We start from the raw sequence: 20489 nt of genomic DNA, 5'->3' as shown, positions 1-20489 counted from the left end.
TCATTACCTGAAAAAGTTTGTTGATGTGGATCAATTCGATTATTCATCTGCTAGCTAAGCTTAAATTATGGTCCAAAAAGAGATTGGCTTAGTATGAGAAACAATAACTTACCGCTTATCGTGAGCTGCTCTGGCTGTTGTCAAGGTGGAGAGTTAGCAGAAGATATTGCCACCCTCTATAGGCAGCAAGGTAAAGCCGAGCGCATCGCGATAGCTGCAATTGCTGCGCGGTCTCCGCTGCACCTGCAACGCATTGCTCTAAGTAAGCAACTCATTGTTTTCGATGGGTGCTCGCTGTGTTGTATCAAACATTGTTTAACCCGCAGCGGTATAAATAAGTTCATCCATTTTGATATAACGAAGTTGCTCAATGAACTACCAAAACAGTCAAAGCAAAGTGTATTACAGGCAGGGCTGCAAGTGACAACGCGCATCAGTAAAACGCTCGCGACCTCACTATCATCTAATCACGAAGTTGACGAGTCTGACCGAGACGCTAATATCATTGCGCTGTTTCCCTGTGCTGACGGCTAATTGGTTGATGAGAACATACAGGACAGTTTGCTCGTTTATGTATTACAAATGGCTTAAATTGTAGCTGATGGGCATCGTATAACATCAGCGTGACTTGTTCAGGAGCGATATTTAATAAGCTTTTGAGTGCTTCGGTGGCCTGAATGCTGCCAATGGTGCCAACGACGGGAGACAGCACACCGGCTTCCATACAGCTCAATGACTGCTCACCAAATAAACTCGCCATACATGCATAGCAAGGGTCATGTGCACGCATAGGGAAATGAATAATTTGGCCCTCCATGCGTATGGCTGATCCTGAAATCAAAGGCGTGTTATAGCGCCAGCACAGTTCATTCAACAATAATCGCGTGGCCAGATTGTCGCTGCAATCTACTACCACATCAGCCATTTTTATGGTTTCACTATGGGCTTCTGACAAAGCTGTGTCAAAAACGTTAATTCTGATAGTGCTGTTTAACCGAGTAAGCGAGTTATGTGCAGACTGCGCTTTGTTTTTCCCTACACTGCTCTCGTCGTGCAATATCTGTCGCTGTAAGTTAGTGATATCAACAGTATCGTGATCAAATAGGGTGATCGTACCGACGCCAGATGCAGCTAAATAAGGTAATACGGCACAGCCCAGTCCACCAGCACCAACAACAACGACATGGCTTTGTAAGAAGGTTTCTTGCCCTTCTTCTTGCACTAAAGGAAGCAGAATGTGTCGGCAATAGCGCATTGTATTGGTCTTATCTAATTTCATCATACATTCAACTTAGGTAATTGCTCTGTCTAAAGCCTACATTAATTGTGGCAGAGTTGTTATACCCATAAAGGGAGGTGTTCGTTCAGAGTGGGTAGTGAGAAACAGACCTTGATTTAAATCAAAAGAAACAAAAGATCATGACTTTAGGCTAGATGCAACATCACTGCGTAGCAAGGTATTAAGTATGAAGACACAACTTTCTGTAATCACCACATTAGTCTTAATTGGTTTAAGCCACCAGTCTCACGCTGCTGTCCATGAAGGGATAGACAACATGCTCTCTGAGGGAAAGGTGAGTGGCCTTTTAAGGTACCGATACGAAAATGTTGATCAGGATGGTGTAGCAAATAAAGCCCATGCCTCAACTTTATTGACTCGTTTGAATTATACAAGCGGTACATTAAACGCCGTTAAAGCGGTGTTTGAAGTTGATAATGTAACGAGCATCGGCGCTGAAAACTACAATAGCACAGTCAATGGCGTCACTGGCCACCCTGTGGTTGCAGACCCCACTGGTACAGAAGTTAATCAGGCGCACCTGCAATTTAATCGGGAAAATGTTTCTTTTATTTTGGGAAGGCAAAGGATCAACTTAGATGATCAGCGCTTTGTGGGCGCAGTAGCTTGGCGGCAAAATGAGCAAACATATGACGGTTATCGCGCAATCTATAAAGCGCACGAAGCGCTGCGAGTGGATTACAGCTACATCTATAATGTTAATCGCATTTTTGGACAAAAGAGTGCAGCAAGTGATTTGCATGGAAAGTTGCATTTGGGCAATATCTCGTATCAAGCCAACCCCGACACTTCAATAACTGGATTTGCTTATCTATTTGACTTTGACACTGCGCCAGCAATATCAACGCAAACGTTTGGCATACGCTTTTCAGGCAAGCTATTTGATGAGGTAGCCTACACATTGAGTTATGCCAATCAACAAGAGTACGCAGATAATCCCAATGACTTCAGCGCGGATTATTTGCTTGCGCAAGTGCAAGGTAAACTCAGCCATTTGGGCTGGACGATTGGCTATGAGTCATTGGGTTCTGACAATGGCGTAGGATTTAGCACGCCGCTGGCAACGGCACATAAATTTCAGGGCTTCGCCGATAAGTTCCTTGGTACACCACCAAATGGCGTTGCAGATTGGTATTTTGGCTTAAATGGAGCCCTGTCAGGCGTCAAATTGGCGGTTACTTATCATCAATTTGATAGTGTGAAAAATGATATTGATTACGGTAGTGAAATTGATTTCACTGCGACTTATAAAGTTTCAGACAGGTGCAACTTGCTACTCAAATACGCTATGTACGATGCCGATGAGGTCGCCACAGACACGGACAAACTGTGGTTGATGCTGAGCCATAAATTTTAAAGCGTGGAACTACGCAAACGGTTTCCCTGCAATAGTTTGAGCCTCTTAGGAGGCTTTTTTATTTGCTAACTGCATGATAACAGATATTTTATCTATCACTATTTACTTCACTGATCTGCAAGGTGATAGATAATGTACACCTTAATAGGTAGTACGCCTTGAATTTCCAACACCTCCCCCTTTATTGCAAAAAATACAAATAGGTAGAGTCTTAAGTCAGCTAATTTCACAGCCAGAATTTACTTGATTTGCATCAATTCTTTTTACCTCGTTCGGTCCAGAATGGCTTTGAACAAATCGTTTGGAGAGAAATATGGCAAGTGAAAAATTCAATCTTTTTTCCATGAATGGGAAAATGAAAATCTTGCATTTAAGTTGGATGGCATTCTTTATCACCTTTGCTGTGTGGTTTAACTTTGCCCCGCTTTTGCAGGCTGTAAAAACAACGCTTGGACTGACAACAGAACAAATAAAAACGCTACTTATTCTTAATGTTGCACTTACCATTCCTGCCCGTGTGATCATCGGGATGCTGACCGATAGATATGGACCAAGAGTGGTCTATTCGAGTTTACTTATTTTCTGCTCTATACCGTGTTTTATGTTTGCCCTTGCAGATAGCTTTTTACAAGCTGCGATAGCGCGCTTTTTGCTGGGCTTTATCGGTGCTGGTTTTGTAATAGGTATTCGCATGGTCTCTGAGTGGTTTCCGCATAATGAACTTGGCACCGCAGAGGGGATTTATGGTGGATGGGGGAATTTTGGTTCTGCCGCGGCTGCATTCACGCTTCCTACACTTGCGTTAGTTTTTGGTGGCGAAGACGGTTGGCGCTATGCAATCGGAGTGACGGGTGTTATGAGTTTAGTGTTTGGCTTTATTTATCACGCGAGTGTAACTAATACACCGAAAGGGTCTACATATTTCCGTCCGAAAAACCTAGGGGCAATGGAAGTAACATCAAAGGGTGACTTCTTTCTACTGTTGATCATGAAAATTCCAATGTACGCAGCATTGGCACTGCTAGCATGGAAACTTTCACCAAATGGTGTGAGCATGCTTGATAGCACAGTCGTTAACGTGATCTACTCGGTATTAGTGCTGCTGTATTTATTTGAAGTGAAGAAGGTTTGGTCTGTAAACAAGGGCGTATTTGAACAGGAAGTGCCAGAGTTACACCGCTATAACTTCAAGCAGGTTGCAGTGTTAGACATTCTTTATTTCACCAACTTTGGTTCCGAATTAGCTGTAGTGTCAATGCTACCATTGTTTTTCGCTGAAACCTTCTCATTAGATCCTGTGATGGCTGGGATGGTCGCAGGTGCTTATGCTTTTATGAATCTCATGTCTCGTCCTGCTGGAGGTTGGATCTCAGATAAATTCGGTCGCAAGACAACGCTTCTGATTCTAACTGCTGGTTTAGCTGCGGGTTATTTCTTAATGGGTATGGTCAATGCGCAGTGGCCTCTATGGCTGGCTGTTGCAACCGCAATGGCATGTTCATTCTTTGTTCAATCAGGTGAAGGTGCTGTATTTGCCGTGGTTCCGCTGATAAAGCGCCGCCTAACTGGGCAAATCGCGGGAATGACAGGTGCATACGGAAATGTGGGTGCGGTGACCTTTTTAACCGTGCTGTCATTTGTCGATTATGCTACGTTTTTCTATGTTATTGCAGGCACCGCGTTAATTGGTTTTGTGACATTATTCTTAATGGATGAACCCAGAGGGCAAATAGCAGAAGTAAGAGAAGACGGTACAGTTGAATTGATTGATGTGTCGCATAAGAAGGCCTAAATATTCAATAACAAAAAAGCCAGCGTGATCACGCTGGCTTTTTTGTTTGTCATTATTGTTGGCTAGGATTTTGGACGAAATACTTGGATGACAGAATCATCACAGGTGAGATAGGGCCCGTCTAATAGGTCAATACAATATGGCACAGCTGGAAAAACAGCATCCAGACATTGTTTTATCGCTTTAGGCTTGCCTGGTAGGTTAATGATAAGGGTTTGATTGCGAATGCCGGCGGTTTGACGAGATAAAATAGCGGTTGGAACATACTTTAAACTTTCCTGTCGCATTAATTCGCCAAACCCTGGCATCATTTTATCGCATACCGCTTCAGTCGCTTCGGGTGTCACATCGCGCTTGGCAGGGCCCGTACCACCGGTCGTTATCACTAATGCACACCCTTCCTCATCACAAAGAGCGCGAAGGGTTTGCTCAATCAAGGGTTGTTCATCCTCAACGAGTTTATATACCACTTGCCAAGGGGAAGAAAGATATGCCGTTAATGTTTCAATGATCGCAGGCCCTGAGAGGTCATCGTACTGTCCTCTACTTGCCCTGTCACTAATGGTCAAAATACCGATTTTAGCTTCCATCGTTACTCTTTTAAAAACTTAAAATATCAGTCTAACAAAGAACGAGCCTTAGGGAACTCCTCCAAAATAGGTAGGTTCTCAATACTCATAAAGGTTCTAAAAAGCGCTTTTACAGGCAATTAATTGACATGCAAGCTTGGCTTTTCTATTACCTATTTTTTGCTTCCCGTTATGCCATGAAAACTTGATGTGGATCAATTCATTTACTAGCAGGAATATCAATGTTTACTATATATTGTGCTTACGCGAAATAAAAAACACAATATATAGTTATGTTGAAAGTGTTAACCCCTCAGGTTTGTTTTCAGGAAGTGCCAAATGAAGTTGCATTAGGGTTCTTGTGTACAGGTTGCCAAATCGGATGTCGGGGGTGCCATAGCCCGCAAACATGGAATGCAAAGTATGGGGTGCCTTTATCGCGGCCTAAATTTGCCGACTGGCTGAGGCGATACGATGGTCTTATCACCTGTGTTGTGTTTTTTGGCGGGGAGTGGCAAGAAACTTTGTTAATAGAACTGCTGCGATTTGCCAAAGAAAAAGGGTTAAAAACTTGTCTCTACACGGGGCTTTTAGATGTGTCGGCGCAGTTAAAAGCCCAGCTCACTTACTTAAAAACCGGACCCTATATTCAAGCATTAGGTGGACTAGAACAACCTAACAGTAATCAACGCTTCATCGACGTGGCTTCTGGCCAATTACTCAATTCATATTTCTATAGGAGGTAAATCATGTCTTTATTGTCTGCGGTACAACTAGAAAGAAAATGTCGCTTCATTGATGATTATTGCGAGGCGCACAACGCTGCGGATGGCTCTGCAATGGATGCTAATGCCAATGTGACGTTAAAGAATATCGCAACCTTAGAATCAGAATTAATGAAAGACTACTTTATCCAAGTAAACCGAGCAAAATTAGCTAAAAAGATTAAAGAGCTATATGGAAAAACGTTGAGTGACGAATATCAGCGTCAGATCAATGAACATGAAATTTATGTACATGATGAAACTAGCCTCAAACCTTACTGCACCTCCATTACCATGTATCCATTTTTACTTGAAGGTCTGACTAAGTTAGGGGGAGAGTCCAAAGCGCCAAAGCATTTAGAGTCGTTTTGCGGCAGTTTTGTTAATTTGGTTTTTGCCATCAGCGCGCAGTTTGCAGGTGCCGTGGCAACGGTTGAGTTTTTAATGTATTTCGATTATTTCGCCCGCAAGGACTATGGTGATGATTATTTAATAACCAGTCGAAAGAAAATTGAGAACCACTTACAGCACGTTGTGTATGCACTAAATCAGCCTGCTGCTGCGCGAGGGTATCAAAGCGTATTTTGGAATATTTCACTATATGATGAATCCTATTTCGAAGCCATGTTTGGCCATTTCGTATTCCCAGATATGAGCTCTGCAAATTGGCTGTCGGTTAAAACATTGCAGCGATTTTTCTTATCTTGGTTTAATGATGAACGAAATAAAGCGATTTTGACGTTTCCTGTTGTGACCGCTGCTATGTTAGTAAAAGAGGGCGAGCCAGTGGATACAGAGTTCTCGAAAATGTGTGCGAAAAACCTCAGCGAGGGTGGCGCATTTTTCGTGTATCAGTCTGAAAATGCAGATTCTTTGGCATCTTGCTGTCGGTTAAGAAACGAAATCAATGACCATAGTTTTTCGTATAGCCTAGGAGCTGGAGGCGTTGCCACTGGGTCAATCAACGTGATCACGCTAAACATGAATCGACTTGTCCAAGATGGTAGGGATCTCGCGACAGAAGTTAGAAAAATTCATAAGTATCAAATTGCTTATCGCTTATTGATGGAAGAATACCAATTGGCGGGGCTATTGCCTGTGTATGATGCTGGCTTTATTTCTTTCGATAAACAGTTTTTAACGATAGGGATTAATGGCTTAGTTGAGGCTGCTGAGTTTCTCGGCATCGATGTGAGTGTAAATGATGACTATATCGAATGGGTTGAATCGCAGTTAAAGGTTATTTACCAAGAGAATCGCGCAGTATCACAAGAGACTGGGTTTTTGTTCAATACGGAATTTGTACCGGCAGAAAATTTAGGGATCAAGAATGCAAAATGGGATGCAAAAGCAGGCTATGTTGTGCCTCGCCAGTGTTATAACAGCTATTTCTATCGAGTCGAAGATGACAACTTAAATCACTTAGATAAGTTTATATTACATGGCAAAGCGTTAACTCAATACTTAGATGGTGGCTCAGCGCTACATTTAAATTTAGAAGAGCACCTAGACGAGCAGCAGTATCTGCATTTGTTTAAGGTTGCCGCAAAGACGGGATGTAACTATTTCTGTATCAATGTGAAAATTACAATATGTAACAGTTGTGGGCATATTGAGAAACAAACTCGGACTCTGTGTAAAGAGTGTGGTTCAGCCAATGTTGATTTTGGGACCCGTGTTATTGGTTACCTCAAGCGAGTCTCTGCATTTAGTCAGGGAAGAAGGTGTGAGCACGCCTTGCGACATTATCATCGACAAAGTCACGCTCAAAATTAGCTAAGAGAAAGGCCACGCAATTAATTGGGTGGCCTTTCTCTTTGTCAGCGATAATTTGCTTCACTCCTTTAGCTACTTATTTATTCGCAGGTGGATAGGTTGTGTTTTTCCCTCTTATATTTGAAATAGTTCGCTTTTTGACGAAAATAGAATATCGTTTTCTAGGTGGATATGCTCTTTTAAGTCGAAATAGAGTGCTTGTAAATCTTTATATAATGTAGTCCAACTATTACAAGCCTCAGCGGGAGGAGAAAATGCGTTTGTTGTCAGTTTAAGCTGTTCAAGAGTTTTAGCATGATCAACATGCTCAGACATCATCACAGAAATTGGTCCACTCGGATGCATGCCTGATTCCATCATGGGAAATAGGATCCTTTCTTCTTTAATCATATGCTCTTCAAGATCGAATTGCATACTTGTCAGTAGGGCTTCAAGTTCATATGGAAAGTTTGGATGATCACCATGTGCATTTGCTACTTTTTGCGTTAATCTGATTGCCTCTGAGAGTTGAACTCTATGTTTTTCATGGAAATTCTCAAGTATATGTGCAATGAGATCGCAAACAGGGCGAGTGCGCCATTGTTCATTATCAGAGTGAGGACCAGCTCGTAGTAAAGACTCCAATTTATCGATTAAATCGAACAGGCTTATCTTTGCTGTTTCAGCGATGTCTTTTAATAACAATCCTTGTTGCTTTGTATAATTAATCTGATAAGAGTCAAATAGCTCGGTAGCACCTGGGATATTTACAGCGAGCTCTTGAATAGTACTTTGCGCTATATTCATTTCATGCTCCTTTGTTCATTGAGTCATTTTATTTTAGAGAGATTCGCCGTATTAGATATCCCCATTTGTGGATAGGTGGTAGGTAATAGTATCCGCCGCTCTAGGGGTATTAAAGTGTACGAAGGGGTTTAATGATTTCATCATTTGCAAGGCCCAGAGGCTTATGGCGTTGCTATTTGTGTAGAACAAGCAGTGCGAAACTCAGTACCAGTGAGGGAGGCTTTAAAGAGCAAAGTGCAGGTATGCAAGCGAGCATGATGGGCGAGTCTGTTGTGGCAAATGCCATGGCTGCGACCTATGCGAATCTGAATAATGGTGTGCAACAGCAGAGTGCGAATGTTAATAGTGCGAAGTCAACGACAGATATGTTGTCTGTTGTCGCAGAGTGATGTTGCGAAACGAGGAGAAGTTGCAATCAATGGGGTCAGAGTCTGAGGCATCCCCACAAATAAACAAGATAAATTCATATGGTTAGGGAACATTCATGGCATTTGGTGATCAGATCTTTCGCCAAAAACATCAAAACAGAAAACGCCATGAATGCCCGAACTATATTGACCAATATCCTGTCACTTGTCAGCTATAAAATGCGCAAAACGCGACGCAATGCGTTGATCAGCTGTGTAAACAGCCTTTTGCATGGGAATGCCGCTACGGTCACCAGTATTGGCCGAGGGATCTTTTCTAAAGCATTTGAAAAGCACCGCATCAAGCGTGCCGACCGATTGTTATCGAATACCCATTTACAGCGAGAAATACCGCGTATTTACGCCGTGTTGTGCCATCTATTTTGTACCGCTAAGCGTCCGGTTATCTCAGTTAATTGGTCAGATTTAGACGATTGTAAAAGGCATTTTCTTTTACGAGCGGCGATCACCGTGAAGGGCCGACCGATTACGCTCTATCAAGAAGTGCATACCAATAAAACCAAGGAAAAACCCGCGACGCATAAGGCTTTTCTGGAAATATTGCAGACCATGTTACCGCAAGGTTACCGCCCCATTATCGTTACGGATGCAGGGTATAAGTCACCGTGGTTTCGAGAGGTTGTTGCACTGAAATGGGATATGGTTGGACGTGTGCGTAAACCCCATTTTTACTCGGTAAACTATGGAAAGACATGGCAATGTATTAGCCATATTTCTATACAAAACAATACTACAAATCACATGGACATCCACTCAAATTTACACGTTGGGGGCGGTTTGCCTAAGCTTTGGTTCCCCAAAATCATTTCAAATTCTAAGTTCAAAGCGTGAACGGTAGGATTGGCCAAGAAACGGCATATTAGTTTGTTAGATACTGCGTATTATCATTGTGTGTAACGCTTTGTGCGTAGGGCATTTCGGCTGAACATCACATTTTTTCAACATGGTTAAATATTATGTAGCCAGCATTGTACCAATAATGTACAATCCCGCGCTTTGTGTTCCTGTGATTAGTCCGTAAATTGGGATAATCTTGGGTGGTAGACCTAACCTGATAGAAATAAAGGCAAAAAATGTTTAAAGGAATTTTGGCGGGCATCTATTTGTTTGTCGCCATATGCTTCTCTGCGTCCGCTATTGCAGCACCTTCGGCTCCAAGCTGGGTGAAGGCCACAATATACAATGGTAATGACATTACCATTAGTTGGTCGAGTGTAAGCGGTGCAACAAAATATACACGTGAAGCTAGAGTCAACAATGGCTCTTGGGTGAACGATAGACAATACACAAGTACTTCAGTAACTGTGCCAGATGCACCACTCAATACCTATCAATATCGGGTTAGGGCTTGTAATTCAACGGGATGTTCCGGCTGGACATATTCAAACTCAGTCACCGTTTTTCCACCGGCACCAAGTCAGGTGTCGGCTGTAATCTACAATGGTAACGACATAACCATAAACTGGTCGAGCGTCAGTGGTGCGACTAGGTATACTCGTCAAGCCAGAGTAAACAGCGGTGCATGGGTTAATGATACATCGTATACCAGCACTACGGTGACCATGCAAGATGCTCCGCCTGCAACCTACCAGTATCGTGTTAGGAGTTGTAGTGCACAGGGATGTCCTGATACGTGGACTTATTCGAATTCAGTCACTGTTGTGGTGAAGCCTAAAGCTCCAACGAATGTTAATGCTGAGATAAGCAATGGTGATGACGTCAAAACGTCATGGAAGCATGAAAATACAACGAATGTCGCCTACTACTATAAAGAGTTCAGATTCAACGGTGGCAGTTATGCCAATAGAAAGATTGTCTATGGGCTTGGCGAAACAGAGAATAATCGTGCAGCGGGCACTTATCAATATAGGCTACAAGCGTGTAATAGCGCTGGTTGCTCTGAATGGGCGTACTCCTCACAAATTAGAGTGTTGCCTGTTCCAACGAATGTAAAAGCTGTTTTGGACTGGAAAGAAGATATCTTCTTGTCTTGGGGCGGTAGCACCTATGCTACGCATTACCTTCGTCAGGTGAGAGAAAATGATGGTGCGTGGAAGAATGAAACAAGCCATAACATTACCTCTTTTACCTATAGCAATGTTTATGATGGTAAATTTCAATATCGTATCAAAACCTGTGACAGCCAAAGTTGTACAAATTGGGTTGAATCCAACGCACTAACGGTGGTGTTAAAACCAAAGCCGCTAGCTTCTGTTACAGCCGCTGTGAGTGGTGACGATATCACTGTATCATGGCAGCTCGTCGCTGGGGCCACCAATGTTGATAACTTTCAAAAGCAAGTAAGCTTTAATGGGGGGGCGTTTACTGGTACGAAAACGGTAACAACTCAGTCCGATGTAGATGCGAATCAAGCGGTTGGCAAGTATGTGTACCGTGTTAATGCCTGTAATGAAGTTGGATGTTCTAGTTGGGTTACTTCAAACGAAGTGAGTGTTTTGGGTGTACCACAAAACGTTACAGCCGCGGTTTACAACGGCAATACTATTACTTTGTCTTGGTTGGGCAATAATGCCGCAACTCACTATATCCGCCAAGCCAGAGTAAATGGCGGCCAGTGGGAAAATGAAACACAACACAGTGAGAAAGATGCTCAAAACAAGGTTGTAGTCAATTATGACAATGCGTATGACGCGACATTCCAGTATCGAGTAAAGTCATGTGACGCACAAAGCTGTACAGCTTGGGTTGAGTCAAATGCGGTAACAGTAGCAGCACCTGAGAGCCCAGATTGGGTAACCGCAACCGTTTACAACGGCAACGATATTACAATTTCTTGGTCGTCAGCTGATGGCGCTAAAGCGTATGTACGTGAAGCAAGAGTAAACGGTGGGGAATGGGAAGGTGCTGTTATTACAGATAAACTCAGTGTTTCTCGCCACAATGCGAAATCAGATACCTATCAATATCGTGTTAAAGCATGTAGCAATGCAAATGGCACCCACTGTTCTGTGCAGTGGACTGAGTCAAGCCCGCTATATCTCGATTATGTACCACCCGCACCGAGTACTTTGAACGCGACCATCTACAATGGTAATGATATCACGGTGTCATGGTCAGCCTCTCAAGGCGCCACACGTTATATCCGTGAAGGTAAACTCAACGATGGGGCATGGGGTAATCTTAGCTACCATACCGGGCTTGAAGCTAATTATCAAAATGTGGGTTCAAATACCTATACCTACCGCGTGAAAGCCTGTAGTGGACCTGATAATGTTAAAGACTGCTCGCCGTTTTGGAAAGAGTCTGACCCTATCACCGTTAATTTTAAACCGGATGCTCTAGGTGAAGTGAGAGCGGTTGTTCATGATGGTAATACAATCAGAATAAGCTGGAATATACCTATGGGAGCTGATCGCTTCTTGCGTGAAGCCTCAACAGATGGCGGAACAACTTGGGTCAACACAGAAGTCTTAAGCGAAGAGGATGACAATCTCGAAATAAAACAAAACATTGCGTATAGAAGCTACTATAATGCCGCGCCCAGCACCTACCAATATCGCGTGAAAGCTTGTTCAGGCAAGGGCAACTCGATGAATTGCTCGGACAGCTGGACAGAGTCAAACAGTGTTGAAATAAAAGCACCCGTGACTCTGAGTTTTAATCCAGATAACCGTCAGTTGTCTTGGACCCAGTCTCCAAACGCCCAGTACTATGTACTTGAAAAGGCGATGTGTACAATTTGCGGTCAAGTTCCAGCACAAGATTGGCAGCCTGTTGGTGGTCAGTTAAACCAGCTTACATACACCGTGTCAGAGCAAGATTTCCGAAAGTCAGCGTTCAGAGTTAAGCCTTGCTTTGGGTCAAACGTATGTGCCGCTTGGAGTAACGTGATCAGCACTAAGCCACCGCTATTCAGCGAGAAGTTAGCGGTTAATGTTGATGATGCAGCGTTTACTGATGTATTTGCTCCTTCTGCAGACGCAGTGGGTACGATAGCTGGTGAAGCAACGGCCCAAGGTGGTAGTGCAAGTTATCGCATCCCGATGCCGTTACCTCCGGGTCGTAATGGTGTGCAACCAAGTGTCTCCGTGAACTATTCATCACGCTCAGGTTCAGGTATTGCGGGGGTTGGTTTTAGTCTATCAGCAGGGTCGCAAATTAGCCGTTGTGGCGCTACCTATGCTCAGGATGGTTTAACCCAAAATCCACAATATAATGATAATGACAAGCTATGTCTTGATGGTCAGCGTTTGATTGCGGCAAGTGGAGTATACGGACAAGATGGCACTATATACCGCACTGAGCAAGAAAGCTTGACGCGAGTGACGCAATCAGGTGCTTTAAACTCTAGCTACGCGTCATTTACAGTTGAATATGCTAACGGCACAGTTGCTTTGTTTGGTATTGACACAATTTCGCGCACCAAACATCAAGGTAGAACCGCTTCTTATAACTGGTTGATAAGACGCCAACACGATGCCACGGGCAAAAACTTTATTCACTACACCTATGCAGAGTATGGTGCGGGCGAGCGTTTAATCAGTCAAATTTACTACACTGGCAACGACGCATCACAAGTAGGTCATCGTCGGGTTAAATTCAATTACGAAGAAAAAGCAGATAAGCGTTCGGGCTATTTTGCAGGTGGTTTCTATGAATCAACCATGCGCTTGGCTGAGATTAGAACATACACAACACATGATGATTCTTCGTTAGTAAACACATTGTCATTTAACTATGCCCCAAGTAACGCCACACAAAGAGACTTACTTCGTAATGTGCAGCTATGTGGTTATAACGGTAGCTGTTTACCTGCTACAGAATTTACTTGGCAAGACAGTGCTATCACGGTTAAAAATGAGTACTTGAGCCTTAACTCAACACACAGCATCAATAGTATATTACCACAAGGTGATAGAAATGGTGATGGAGCTCTTGATTGGCCGGGTAAATATATCAATGCAGAGGGGCAGTCAACGCCGAATTCACACCCTCAAACGAATTGTACAGGGGTTGGCGCAAGTGGTAACGCTGTCAATTGTTATACGCATAATTTAGATATGAACCTTGATGGTTACACCGATAGTCTTGATAGAGCTAATGATAGATTGTCGATAAAACTCAACAGTAAGTCGGGTGTGTTAAGAACAATCCCAACCAATATTTATCCTAACCGCTCGGCTGAAATTATTTATGCGGGCGATTTAAATGGTGATACCTACCCTGATATTGTTATTGATGAGAATAACTCAGCGGTAGCTGCGGGTGATAAAATAACTGCCTACTACCATACCAAAAATGTCGAGAATCCCTATACTGCCTCAAATTCAAGAGTTCTTTACACAATCTCAAAATCCGACGCAAGTGAAGCGTTTCGTCGCTTTGCAAGTTTTGTCAATGCTGGAGATTTAGACGGCAATGGCTTGGCGGATTTTTATATCACCGACGAGCGAGAACGTGATGGCAGTGCATCAAAATCACAAGGTGTGATCAACAAAGTCTATTATACCAAACCTCATTCACTTCAAAGTACTAGTGTATTCACTGTGCGGAATTTCCCCCGAGATGATGACGATGACTATATTGATTCAGGATCGCCAAACGAAAAAGAACCGGATTGGTCACGCTTTTACACGTTTGCAGACGTTAATGGTGATGGTCTAAAAGATTGGTTGGGTTGGTATCGTCCTAAAACCAATGATGACATGCTGTTTGTGCGCTATAACACTGGGGGCAGTTTTGCCAGCCCAGTTGCAACAGATATATATACCGGAAAGCGTGCTTACTATAAGTATTATAAACCAGTTCAAGATCAAAAAAGAGCATCGGGCAGCATTTACTATGTGTATGGCAATGCGGGCTCAGTTCGAATTGGTGATATCGACAATGATGGTAAAGATGAAATTCTATACCCTGCGAGTATGGTGGCTGAGGCCTGTGTATATGTAAGGGAAGGGGCAGGCTCAGTACAGGTATGTGGCAGTAGAGTAAACGGCAAGCTGATCGAAAATATAGATGGAGAAGAGGTACACAACTCGATTTCAGAACGTTATAACCATAATATATATGTCTATCGGGCAATCAAACAGCTTGAAAATGGTAGTTTTACTAGAATAGAAACTGGGATGCATGGTGCTAAAACCCATACTCAGCTGCTTGATGCACAAGGTGACGGTCTACTTGACATGGTGTTTAACTATGGCTGTAGTATAAACGGTAATGGCACTCCAGGATGTGCATTCGAAAGTGCTGAGCCTTCGGGCTTTAGAGAGCAACGCGTGAATGTCAGTCGCAATTATGGTTCAGGCACGGGCGCGAGTGGTAGTTACTATGCACCTATTGATATCCTCAAAGCTGTAGAGAATGGTGTAGGGCATGAGAGCCGTTGGGAATACCGCCCACTGTCATCAGGCATGAGCTCTGGTATCGCTGGGGCGCGGGATATCTATGCAAAAGGAACCAATTACCAAAAAGGTTACCAGAACTTTGCTTCTAGCATGTATGTAGTCACCAAGTTTGAACAAGATGATGGGGTAGGTAACAAGCGTGAGTACCAGTTCGCCTATCGTGGTGCGGTATACAACACTCAAGGTCGTGGTTTTATGGGCTTTGAACGCATCATTGAACGCGATGTTGCCGCTGGCACGGTGACCCAGTCTGATTTTAACCAAATTTATCCTAAACAAGGGCGTATAAAGCGTCAGGCAAAGTTCCAAGAGTCTGACTATGCGATTCGTGGCGATGGCGCGTTGGCTGGGGCTGAAAATGAGAGCAATGCTCTGACTTACCAAGAAAGTACGTGGCAGGAAATGGGTCGCCATGTATATTTACAAGAGCAAACTACCACACACCGAGATGAACAAGGCGCATGGTTATTTACTGATACCACGTTAGTTGAAAGCATTGATGTTTGTACTAACGTAACCCACCAAAAGAGCATCCGCGAGGATGAGTGGGGAACCTATACGTCCGCAACAAAACGCACGGTATCGGAGGATGCTAACTGTGACTACGCAGATTCCAGCCCGTGGTGGCCTAATAAACTTGATGACCAAACCGTTGCTAAGTTAAAGGTTCAACGTAAAAAAGGAGAAGATCCTTTATCATCTGCTGATACGAGCTTGGACAGAACCTATAAAGTGACAACCGCTTTTAGTAGTTATCACGCAAACCGCAAACCGCAAGTTTTAGTCGTATCAAGCGAAATTGCAGATAGTGGTGCACAGAGCGAAGAAGTGGGCAAAGGTAAAAGAGTGAATACGGTGTTTAACACCTATGGTTTACCGACGTCTATTACTGAAACTGCAAAAGTCCTCAATACTTCAGGAAGCTGGGTGGACAGTGCTCGACTTACGTCGATGACCTATACCAGCGATGGCTACTTCCCTTATAGCGTTACCAATGCGAAAGGGCATATGACTAGAACTGAAACCATTAGTGCGACAGGGCAACCGAGCAAACAGCAGGTACAAGTATCAAGTTCGCAGTGGCTGACAACAGAGTATAGCTATGATGACTTTAACCGCCCTTACAGCCAAAAAACTGATGGCTCTCCCACAGTATATATGGCGACGCAGTCCAAAGGTTATGACAGCTTAGCGCCGAGTAGATCAGTGCTCAAAGTTGTACGTCGTAGTGCGGGCACACCTGAAATCCGAGAGTATAAAGATAAACTGGGTAGAACGGTACGTACCATCAGTAAAGCGTTTAACGATAGCTGGATTATTCAGGACGTGCAATACGATGGCTTAGGAAGAAAAGTCTTTGAATCTATGCCGTACGAGCAGGGTAAGTCAGTTTATGGAACCTACTACTCAGGCTTTGATGTGCTAGGGCGACCAGCTACCAGAACGGTTGACCAGCAATGTGGACCTACACACACAGGGCAAATGATAGTGGAGTATGACTATGATGGTCTAAACACCAATATTGATGCCCGAGAAACCTGTTATGGCATTGCGCTTGGACAAATGTCTCGCACTTATAACAGCTTAGAGCAGTTGGTTAAAACCCGTGATGCCTTAGGAGGTGAGACGCATTACAGTTATAACAGCCAAGGTTTACCAGTTGTTATTCAAGATGCAGCTGGCAACAAGATCAAAGCCAGATATAACACTATGGGTAGAAAAATTACCGTGCTTGATGAAAACCAAGGCACCACTAATTTTGCATACAATGGTTTTGGCGAGTTGCAACAAGAAACACGAGGTAATGGTAATACGGTTAAGTTTTATACCGATGCACTGGGTCGTGTGACACGACGTACTGCAACGGGTGAAAGTGATCTCGCCTATAGCTATGACAACAGCAGTAAAAATGGTTATGGTCAAATGACGAGTGCCAGTGGTAATGGTGTCAGTCATGAGTATAGTTATGACAGCTTCGGTCGCCCTGTTGCGCATACTGTGTCGGGGAGTGGTAAAAGCTACACCACAACAACCATGTACGATAGCAACTACGGCCGTGTTAAAGGGCTACTTTACCCAAATAACCTAACCTTGGAATACATCTATGATTGGCGTGGCTACCAAACCGCAGTTAAAAATGCGGCTAATGACTACGTTTATCAAACGATTGATAAATTGGACGTATTGGGCAATATTGAAGAAAGTGAGCTGGGCAATGGACTCGTGCAACAACAGTATTTCAGCTTAGCGTCAAGCCAAATGAAAGCCAGTTATACGGTTTCTGATGTCGGTAACCTAATGGCGTTGGAATACACCCGTTACGATGGCTTTGGTAACTTAAAAGAAATGGACGTCACCACGGGTGCTGTGGGTGAGCAACATCGCTTTAGTGAAAGCTATACGTACGATGACTTACACCGTTTAAAGCAAAATGCGGTGAATAATATTGTAACTATCACATATGATTATGATGCTGTTGGTAATTTGACTAAAAAGTCTGATTTTGCATCCACTTATGATTATTCAGTTAGAGCAAGTGGCCATACTGGTGGTGGTGCCAATGCCGTTAAACGTATTAACAAAGGCGGTGTATGGCATGGGTATAGCTACGACACGCGCGGTAATATGACAAAAGGCTATGGATTAACACTGGCTCAATATAACGCTATGGATAAACCAACGCTCATCACCAAAGAGAATGTAACCAGTACTTTTGTGTATGGCCCTGACCATATGCGCTTTAAGCAAACCAGCGAAGGTAGAACAACCTATTACGCAGGGGCGTATGAAGAAGAGCTAGAGGGTGAAAAAATCACATGGCGCGCTTATATTGGTAATATCGCAGTTGTAAGTGGTACTACCGGTGAAAGTGATAGCATTCGCTATACACACAGAGATAGGTTAGGCAGCGCACGTTTGTTCACGGATGAAAACGGTAAGGTGATTGCCGAGCGTAACTTTGACCCATTTGGTAAACCTAGGGAAAGTAGCGGTGACTTAAAACTACTTGGACAGCTGGGAGATAAAGATCTGACTAAAACCAACCGAGGTTTTACCGACCATGAGCATTTGGATGAGCAACAGCTTATTCATATGAACGGTCGGGTGTACGACTATAACCTTGGTCGGTTTATGAGTGTGGATCCACTATTGATGAATTTTGAGGATTCACAAGGGATTAACCCTTATAGTTATATAAGAAATAATCCATTAGCAGGAACTGACCCGACAGGATACTGTGAGGCTGAAACGGGAACTCTGATTAAGTCTTGTGTTGATGTTGAAGTGAAGGATGCTGATACAGGGGAATCTCTAGGCACTAAATCTATGAATAGTAAACACAGTAACTTTGCAGGAAATGTAGCAAGTTATGTTGCTAGCAAGTTGGGTAATGGTGCTCAAATCACGGGCATGTCTGCCACCATGAAAAATGGTCAGACAGTAGATCTAATGTCGCAAAGCTCTCAAAACATTCAACAAGTTGGGCAATCAATTACGAATCACGGAAATGAATCTCCAGATAAAGAGAATTTTGATGATCTTGCGGGAATAGGTATTACAGGCCGTCGCTCTGCGATACCAGATTATGTTGACGGAAAGAAAGAGATTGTAAGTGTTGATAATTACGAACAAACAGAAATAGATCCGGGGGCAGATCAAGCTTCAATAGTTTTGCCAACTAACCCCAAACCAACAGCAGGGGGAAATTTACCCAGTGTGCCTATGATGAGGCTCCCATCTATGCCTATTGGACCTGAAATACAATTTGATTGGAAAAAAGTCGACCTCACATTAGGTGAATATACAACCTATGACGTCACGGCCACAACATACTCTTGGACTCGATACTGGTCTGCATTTAGTCCTGAGTTAAAGCGTACAATCAAGTGGGAAGAGCAGAAGTTCAGAACAGATTTTATTAGAGTACCTATTGATAGGGGCCCATTAAGACAATACAAGGTGGGGCCTAAGTTGGGAACGAATAGTCTGCCACTTAAAGTTAATATGTCACCATCAATATCACCAAATGGTTATTAATATGAAGATGATAAAAACATTGCTTTTACTCATATTACTGAACAGTTTTTCTGTTCAAGGGTATGAGGGAAATTTGAAAAACGTACATTCAGTTTTGGAAGAGTTTAATCTTCAAACGGGTACAAATAAAGTTAATGAACAGTTTGTTTTTACTTATGCAGTAAGGGCATCCAACGCGCTGAGTATTGACTGGTCTTCTGGTAATAAGAAAGATACGTCTAATGAGTTACTTAAGCTATGGGAAGGGCAATCTGAACTTAATACTCTTGATTCAAAAGGATTACTAAAATCTACTCGATTTAAAATTGAATTGGCGGGCTACCTAGGAGTTGGCATTGATAAGTGCATAGTTACTTACGATAAAAATGCGCTTAGATTTTTTGTTGTTAATTATCTGGAAGACCGAAATGCCAGAATGAGGATTGCTGCCATAAGAAACCTTGGATTTGTAGGCAACAATCAAGACATTGAATATTTATCAAAAGTTGTAAAAAAACAATTAGAGGGTTGGTCTCAGCATGCTGCTCGCTCTCTGGATCTTATAGGTACCAAAGAATCCATAGGCGTTTTAATTGAGTTGCAAAATGAAGTTACTGATCCAGCACTGCATGATTTTATGCGCTCTATAGTAAGTCAATACAGTAACGGGGTTAAATTGGCACCCAGTTGCAACTTAAACGACAATTGATGATACAAAGCCCACTCTAGTGGGCTTTGCTAAAACTTCTAAAACTTAAAAGAAAACTTAAAAGGACACCAAAACTTAAAAGGACACCCACTTTAACTTGTTAGTTTGGGTGTTTTGTCTAAGCTTTGAGTTCTTCAAAATTAAATCAATTCTAAGTTCAAGGAGTGAACGATGGAAACTTAAAAGGACACCCACTTTAACTTGTTAGTTTGGGTGTTTTGTCTAAGCTTTAGTTTCTTCAAAATTTACATTCAATTCTAAGTTCAAGGAGTGAACGATGGGATTAGCAAGGAAGCGGCAAATCAGTTTGTCGGATACTCGATATTATCATTGTGTTTCACGTTGTGTTCGCCGTGCATTTTTGTGCGGAGAAGATAACTTAAAAGGACACCCACTTTAACTTGTTAGTTTGGGTGTTTTGTCTAAGCTTTGAGTTCTTCAAAATTATTTCAAATTCTAAGTTCAAGGAGTGAACGATGGGATTAGCAAGGAAGCGGCAAATCAGTTTGTCAGATACTCGATATTATCATTGTGTTTCACGTTGTGTTCGCCGTGCATTTTTGTGCGGAGAAGATAAACTCACGGGTAAATCGTATGAGCACCGCCGAGGGTGGGTAGAAGAA

General features: G+C 42.9%; 12 protein-coding genes and 1 pseudogene. 10 read left to right on the top strand and 3 right to left on the bottom strand.

The features are described 5' to 3' along the window. Positions 1-93 precede the first annotated feature (93 nt). Positions 94-534 (top strand): putative zinc-binding protein, encoded by a 441-nt coding sequence (locus C2M32_RS18215; RefSeq protein WP_105169728.1) that lies wholly within the window; start codon positions 94-96, stop codon positions 532-534. On the opposite strand, the gene C2M32_RS18210 is transcribed toward C2M32_RS18215, so the two are convergent. After that, the gene (locus C2M32_RS18210; RefSeq protein ID WP_105169727.1) at positions 503-1282 is read right to left on the bottom strand and encodes a HesA/MoeB/ThiF family protein; all 780 of its coding nucleotides are present in this window, start codon (positions 1280-1282) and stop codon (positions 503-505) included. The genes C2M32_RS18215 and C2M32_RS18210 overlap by 32 nt on opposite strands. 184 nt (positions 1283-1466) lie before the next feature. On the opposite strand from C2M32_RS18210, the gene C2M32_RS18205 reads away from it, so the two are divergent. Both C2M32_RS18205 and C2M32_RS18200 read left to right on the top strand, forming a co-directional pair. Continuing rightward, on the top strand, positions 1467-2657 hold the full coding sequence (locus C2M32_RS18205; RefSeq protein ID WP_105169726.1) for an alginate export family protein: 1191 nt from the start codon (positions 1467-1469) through the stop codon (positions 2655-2657). A 313-nt stretch (positions 2658-2970) separates the two neighbouring features. After that, positions 2971-4449 carry a NarK family nitrate/nitrite MFS transporter gene (locus C2M32_RS18200; RefSeq protein WP_105169725.1) on the top strand — a complete coding sequence of 493 codons (1479 nt, stop codon included), beginning with the start codon at positions 2971-2973 and terminating at the stop codon, positions 4447-4449. 62 nt (positions 4450-4511) lie between these two features. On the opposite strand, the gene mog is transcribed toward C2M32_RS18200, so the two are convergent. Then, a complete protein-coding gene (gene mog, locus C2M32_RS18195; RefSeq protein ID WP_105169724.1) occupies positions 4512-5039 on the bottom strand; it encodes a molybdopterin adenylyltransferase in 528 nt (175 codons plus the stop codon). Positions 5040-5311: 272 nt separating this feature from the next. Here mog and nrdG point away from each other — a divergent pair, with 272 nt between their 5' ends. Together nrdG and nrdD are read left to right on the top strand one after the other, a co-directional pair. Next, positions 5312-5764 (top strand): anaerobic ribonucleoside-triphosphate reductase activating protein, encoded by a 453-nt coding sequence (nrdG, locus tag C2M32_RS18190; protein WP_105169723.1) that lies wholly within the window; start codon positions 5312-5314, stop codon positions 5762-5764. Positions 5765-5767: 3 nt separating this feature from the next. Further along, positions 5768-7558 carry an anaerobic ribonucleoside-triphosphate reductase gene (gene nrdD, locus C2M32_RS18185; RefSeq protein WP_105169722.1) on the top strand — a complete coding sequence of 597 codons (1791 nt, stop codon included), beginning with the start codon at positions 5768-5770 and terminating at the stop codon, positions 7556-7558. Between the two features lie 114 nt (positions 7559-7672). Here the strand turns inward: nrdD and C2M32_RS18180 are convergent, their stop codons facing one another. Further along, a complete protein-coding gene (locus C2M32_RS18180) occupies positions 7673-8344 on the bottom strand; it encodes a hemerythrin domain-containing protein (RefSeq protein WP_105169721.1) in 672 nt (223 codons plus the stop codon). Between the two features lie 131 nt (positions 8345-8475). Here C2M32_RS18180 and C2M32_RS18175 point away from each other — a divergent pair, with 131 nt between their 5' ends. The 5 genes and pseudogenes from C2M32_RS18175 to C2M32_RS18150 all read left to right on the top strand — a co-directional run. Beyond that, positions 8476-8733: a hypothetical protein gene (locus C2M32_RS18175; RefSeq protein ID WP_105169720.1), complete on the top strand. Its 258-nt coding sequence runs from the start codon at positions 8476-8478 to the stop codon at positions 8731-8733. A 105-nt stretch (positions 8734-8838) separates the two neighbouring features. Then, positions 8839-9603 (top strand): IS4 family transposase, encoded by a 765-nt coding sequence (locus tag C2M32_RS18170; RefSeq protein ID WP_234401340.1) that lies wholly within the window; start codon positions 8839-8841, stop codon positions 9601-9603. A 242-nt stretch (positions 9604-9845) separates the two neighbouring features. Next, positions 9846-19178 carry an RHS repeat-associated core domain-containing protein gene (locus tag C2M32_RS18165; protein ID WP_105169719.1) on the top strand — a complete coding sequence of 3111 codons (9333 nt, stop codon included), beginning with the start codon at positions 9846-9848 and terminating at the stop codon, positions 19176-19178. Between the two features lies 1 nt (position 19179). Beyond that, positions 19180-19866 carry a HEAT repeat domain-containing protein gene (locus C2M32_RS18160; RefSeq protein WP_105169718.1) on the top strand — a complete coding sequence of 229 codons (687 nt, stop codon included), beginning with the start codon at positions 19180-19182 and terminating at the stop codon, positions 19864-19866. 476 nt (positions 19867-20342) lie between these two features. After that, a pseudogene (locus tag C2M32_RS18150) lies at positions 20343-20489 on the top strand (transposase); the annotation flags it as partial.

It is taken from the genome of Pseudoalteromonas sp. T1lg23B, assembly GCF_002964665.1.
In the GTDB taxonomy this organism is placed as follows: Bacteria; Pseudomonadota; Gammaproteobacteria; order Enterobacterales; family Alteromonadaceae; genus Pseudoalteromonas.
The sequence above is the reverse complement of the archived record's forward strand: the minus strand, read 5'-3'. Positions and strand labels throughout refer to the sequence as shown.

What these genes read in the sequence shown, in the direction of transcription:
- C2M32_RS18200 (WP_105169725.1), top strand. Translation starts at nt 2,971, where the DNA reads ATGGCAAGTGAAAAATTCAATCTTTTTTCCATGAATGGGAAAATGAAA.
- nrdG (WP_105169723.1), top strand. Translation starts at nt 5,312, where the DNA reads ATGTTGAAAGTGTTAACCCCTCAGGTTTGTTTTCAGGAAGTGCCAAAT.
- C2M32_RS18175 (WP_105169720.1), top strand. Translation starts at nt 8,476, where the DNA reads ATGATTTCATCATTTGCAAGGCCCAGAGGCTTATGGCGTTGCTATTTG.
- C2M32_RS18165 (WP_105169719.1), top strand. Translation starts at nt 9,846, where the DNA reads ATGTTTAAAGGAATTTTGGCGGGCATCTATTTGTTTGTCGCCATATGC.
- C2M32_RS18215 (WP_105169728.1), top strand. Translation starts at nt 94, where the DNA reads ATGAGAAACAATAACTTACCGCTTATCGTGAGCTGCTCTGGCTGTTGT.
- C2M32_RS18160 (WP_105169718.1), top strand. Translation starts at nt 19,180, where the DNA reads ATGAAGATGATAAAAACATTGCTTTTACTCATATTACTGAACAGTTTT.
- mog (WP_105169724.1), bottom strand. Translation starts at nt 5,039, where the DNA reads ATGGAAGCTAAAATCGGTATTTTGACCATTAGTGACAGGGCAAGTAGA.
- C2M32_RS18210 (WP_105169727.1), bottom strand. Translation starts at nt 1,282, where the DNA reads ATGATGAAATTAGATAAGACCAATACAATGCGCTATTGCCGACACATT.
- nrdD (WP_105169722.1), top strand. Translation starts at nt 5,768, where the DNA reads ATGTCTTTATTGTCTGCGGTACAACTAGAAAGAAAATGTCGCTTCATT.
- C2M32_RS18205 (WP_105169726.1), top strand. Translation starts at nt 1,467, where the DNA reads ATGAAGACACAACTTTCTGTAATCACCACATTAGTCTTAATTGGTTTA.
- C2M32_RS18180 (WP_105169721.1), bottom strand. Translation starts at nt 8,344, where the DNA reads ATGAATATAGCGCAAAGTACTATTCAAGAGCTCGCTGTAAATATCCCA.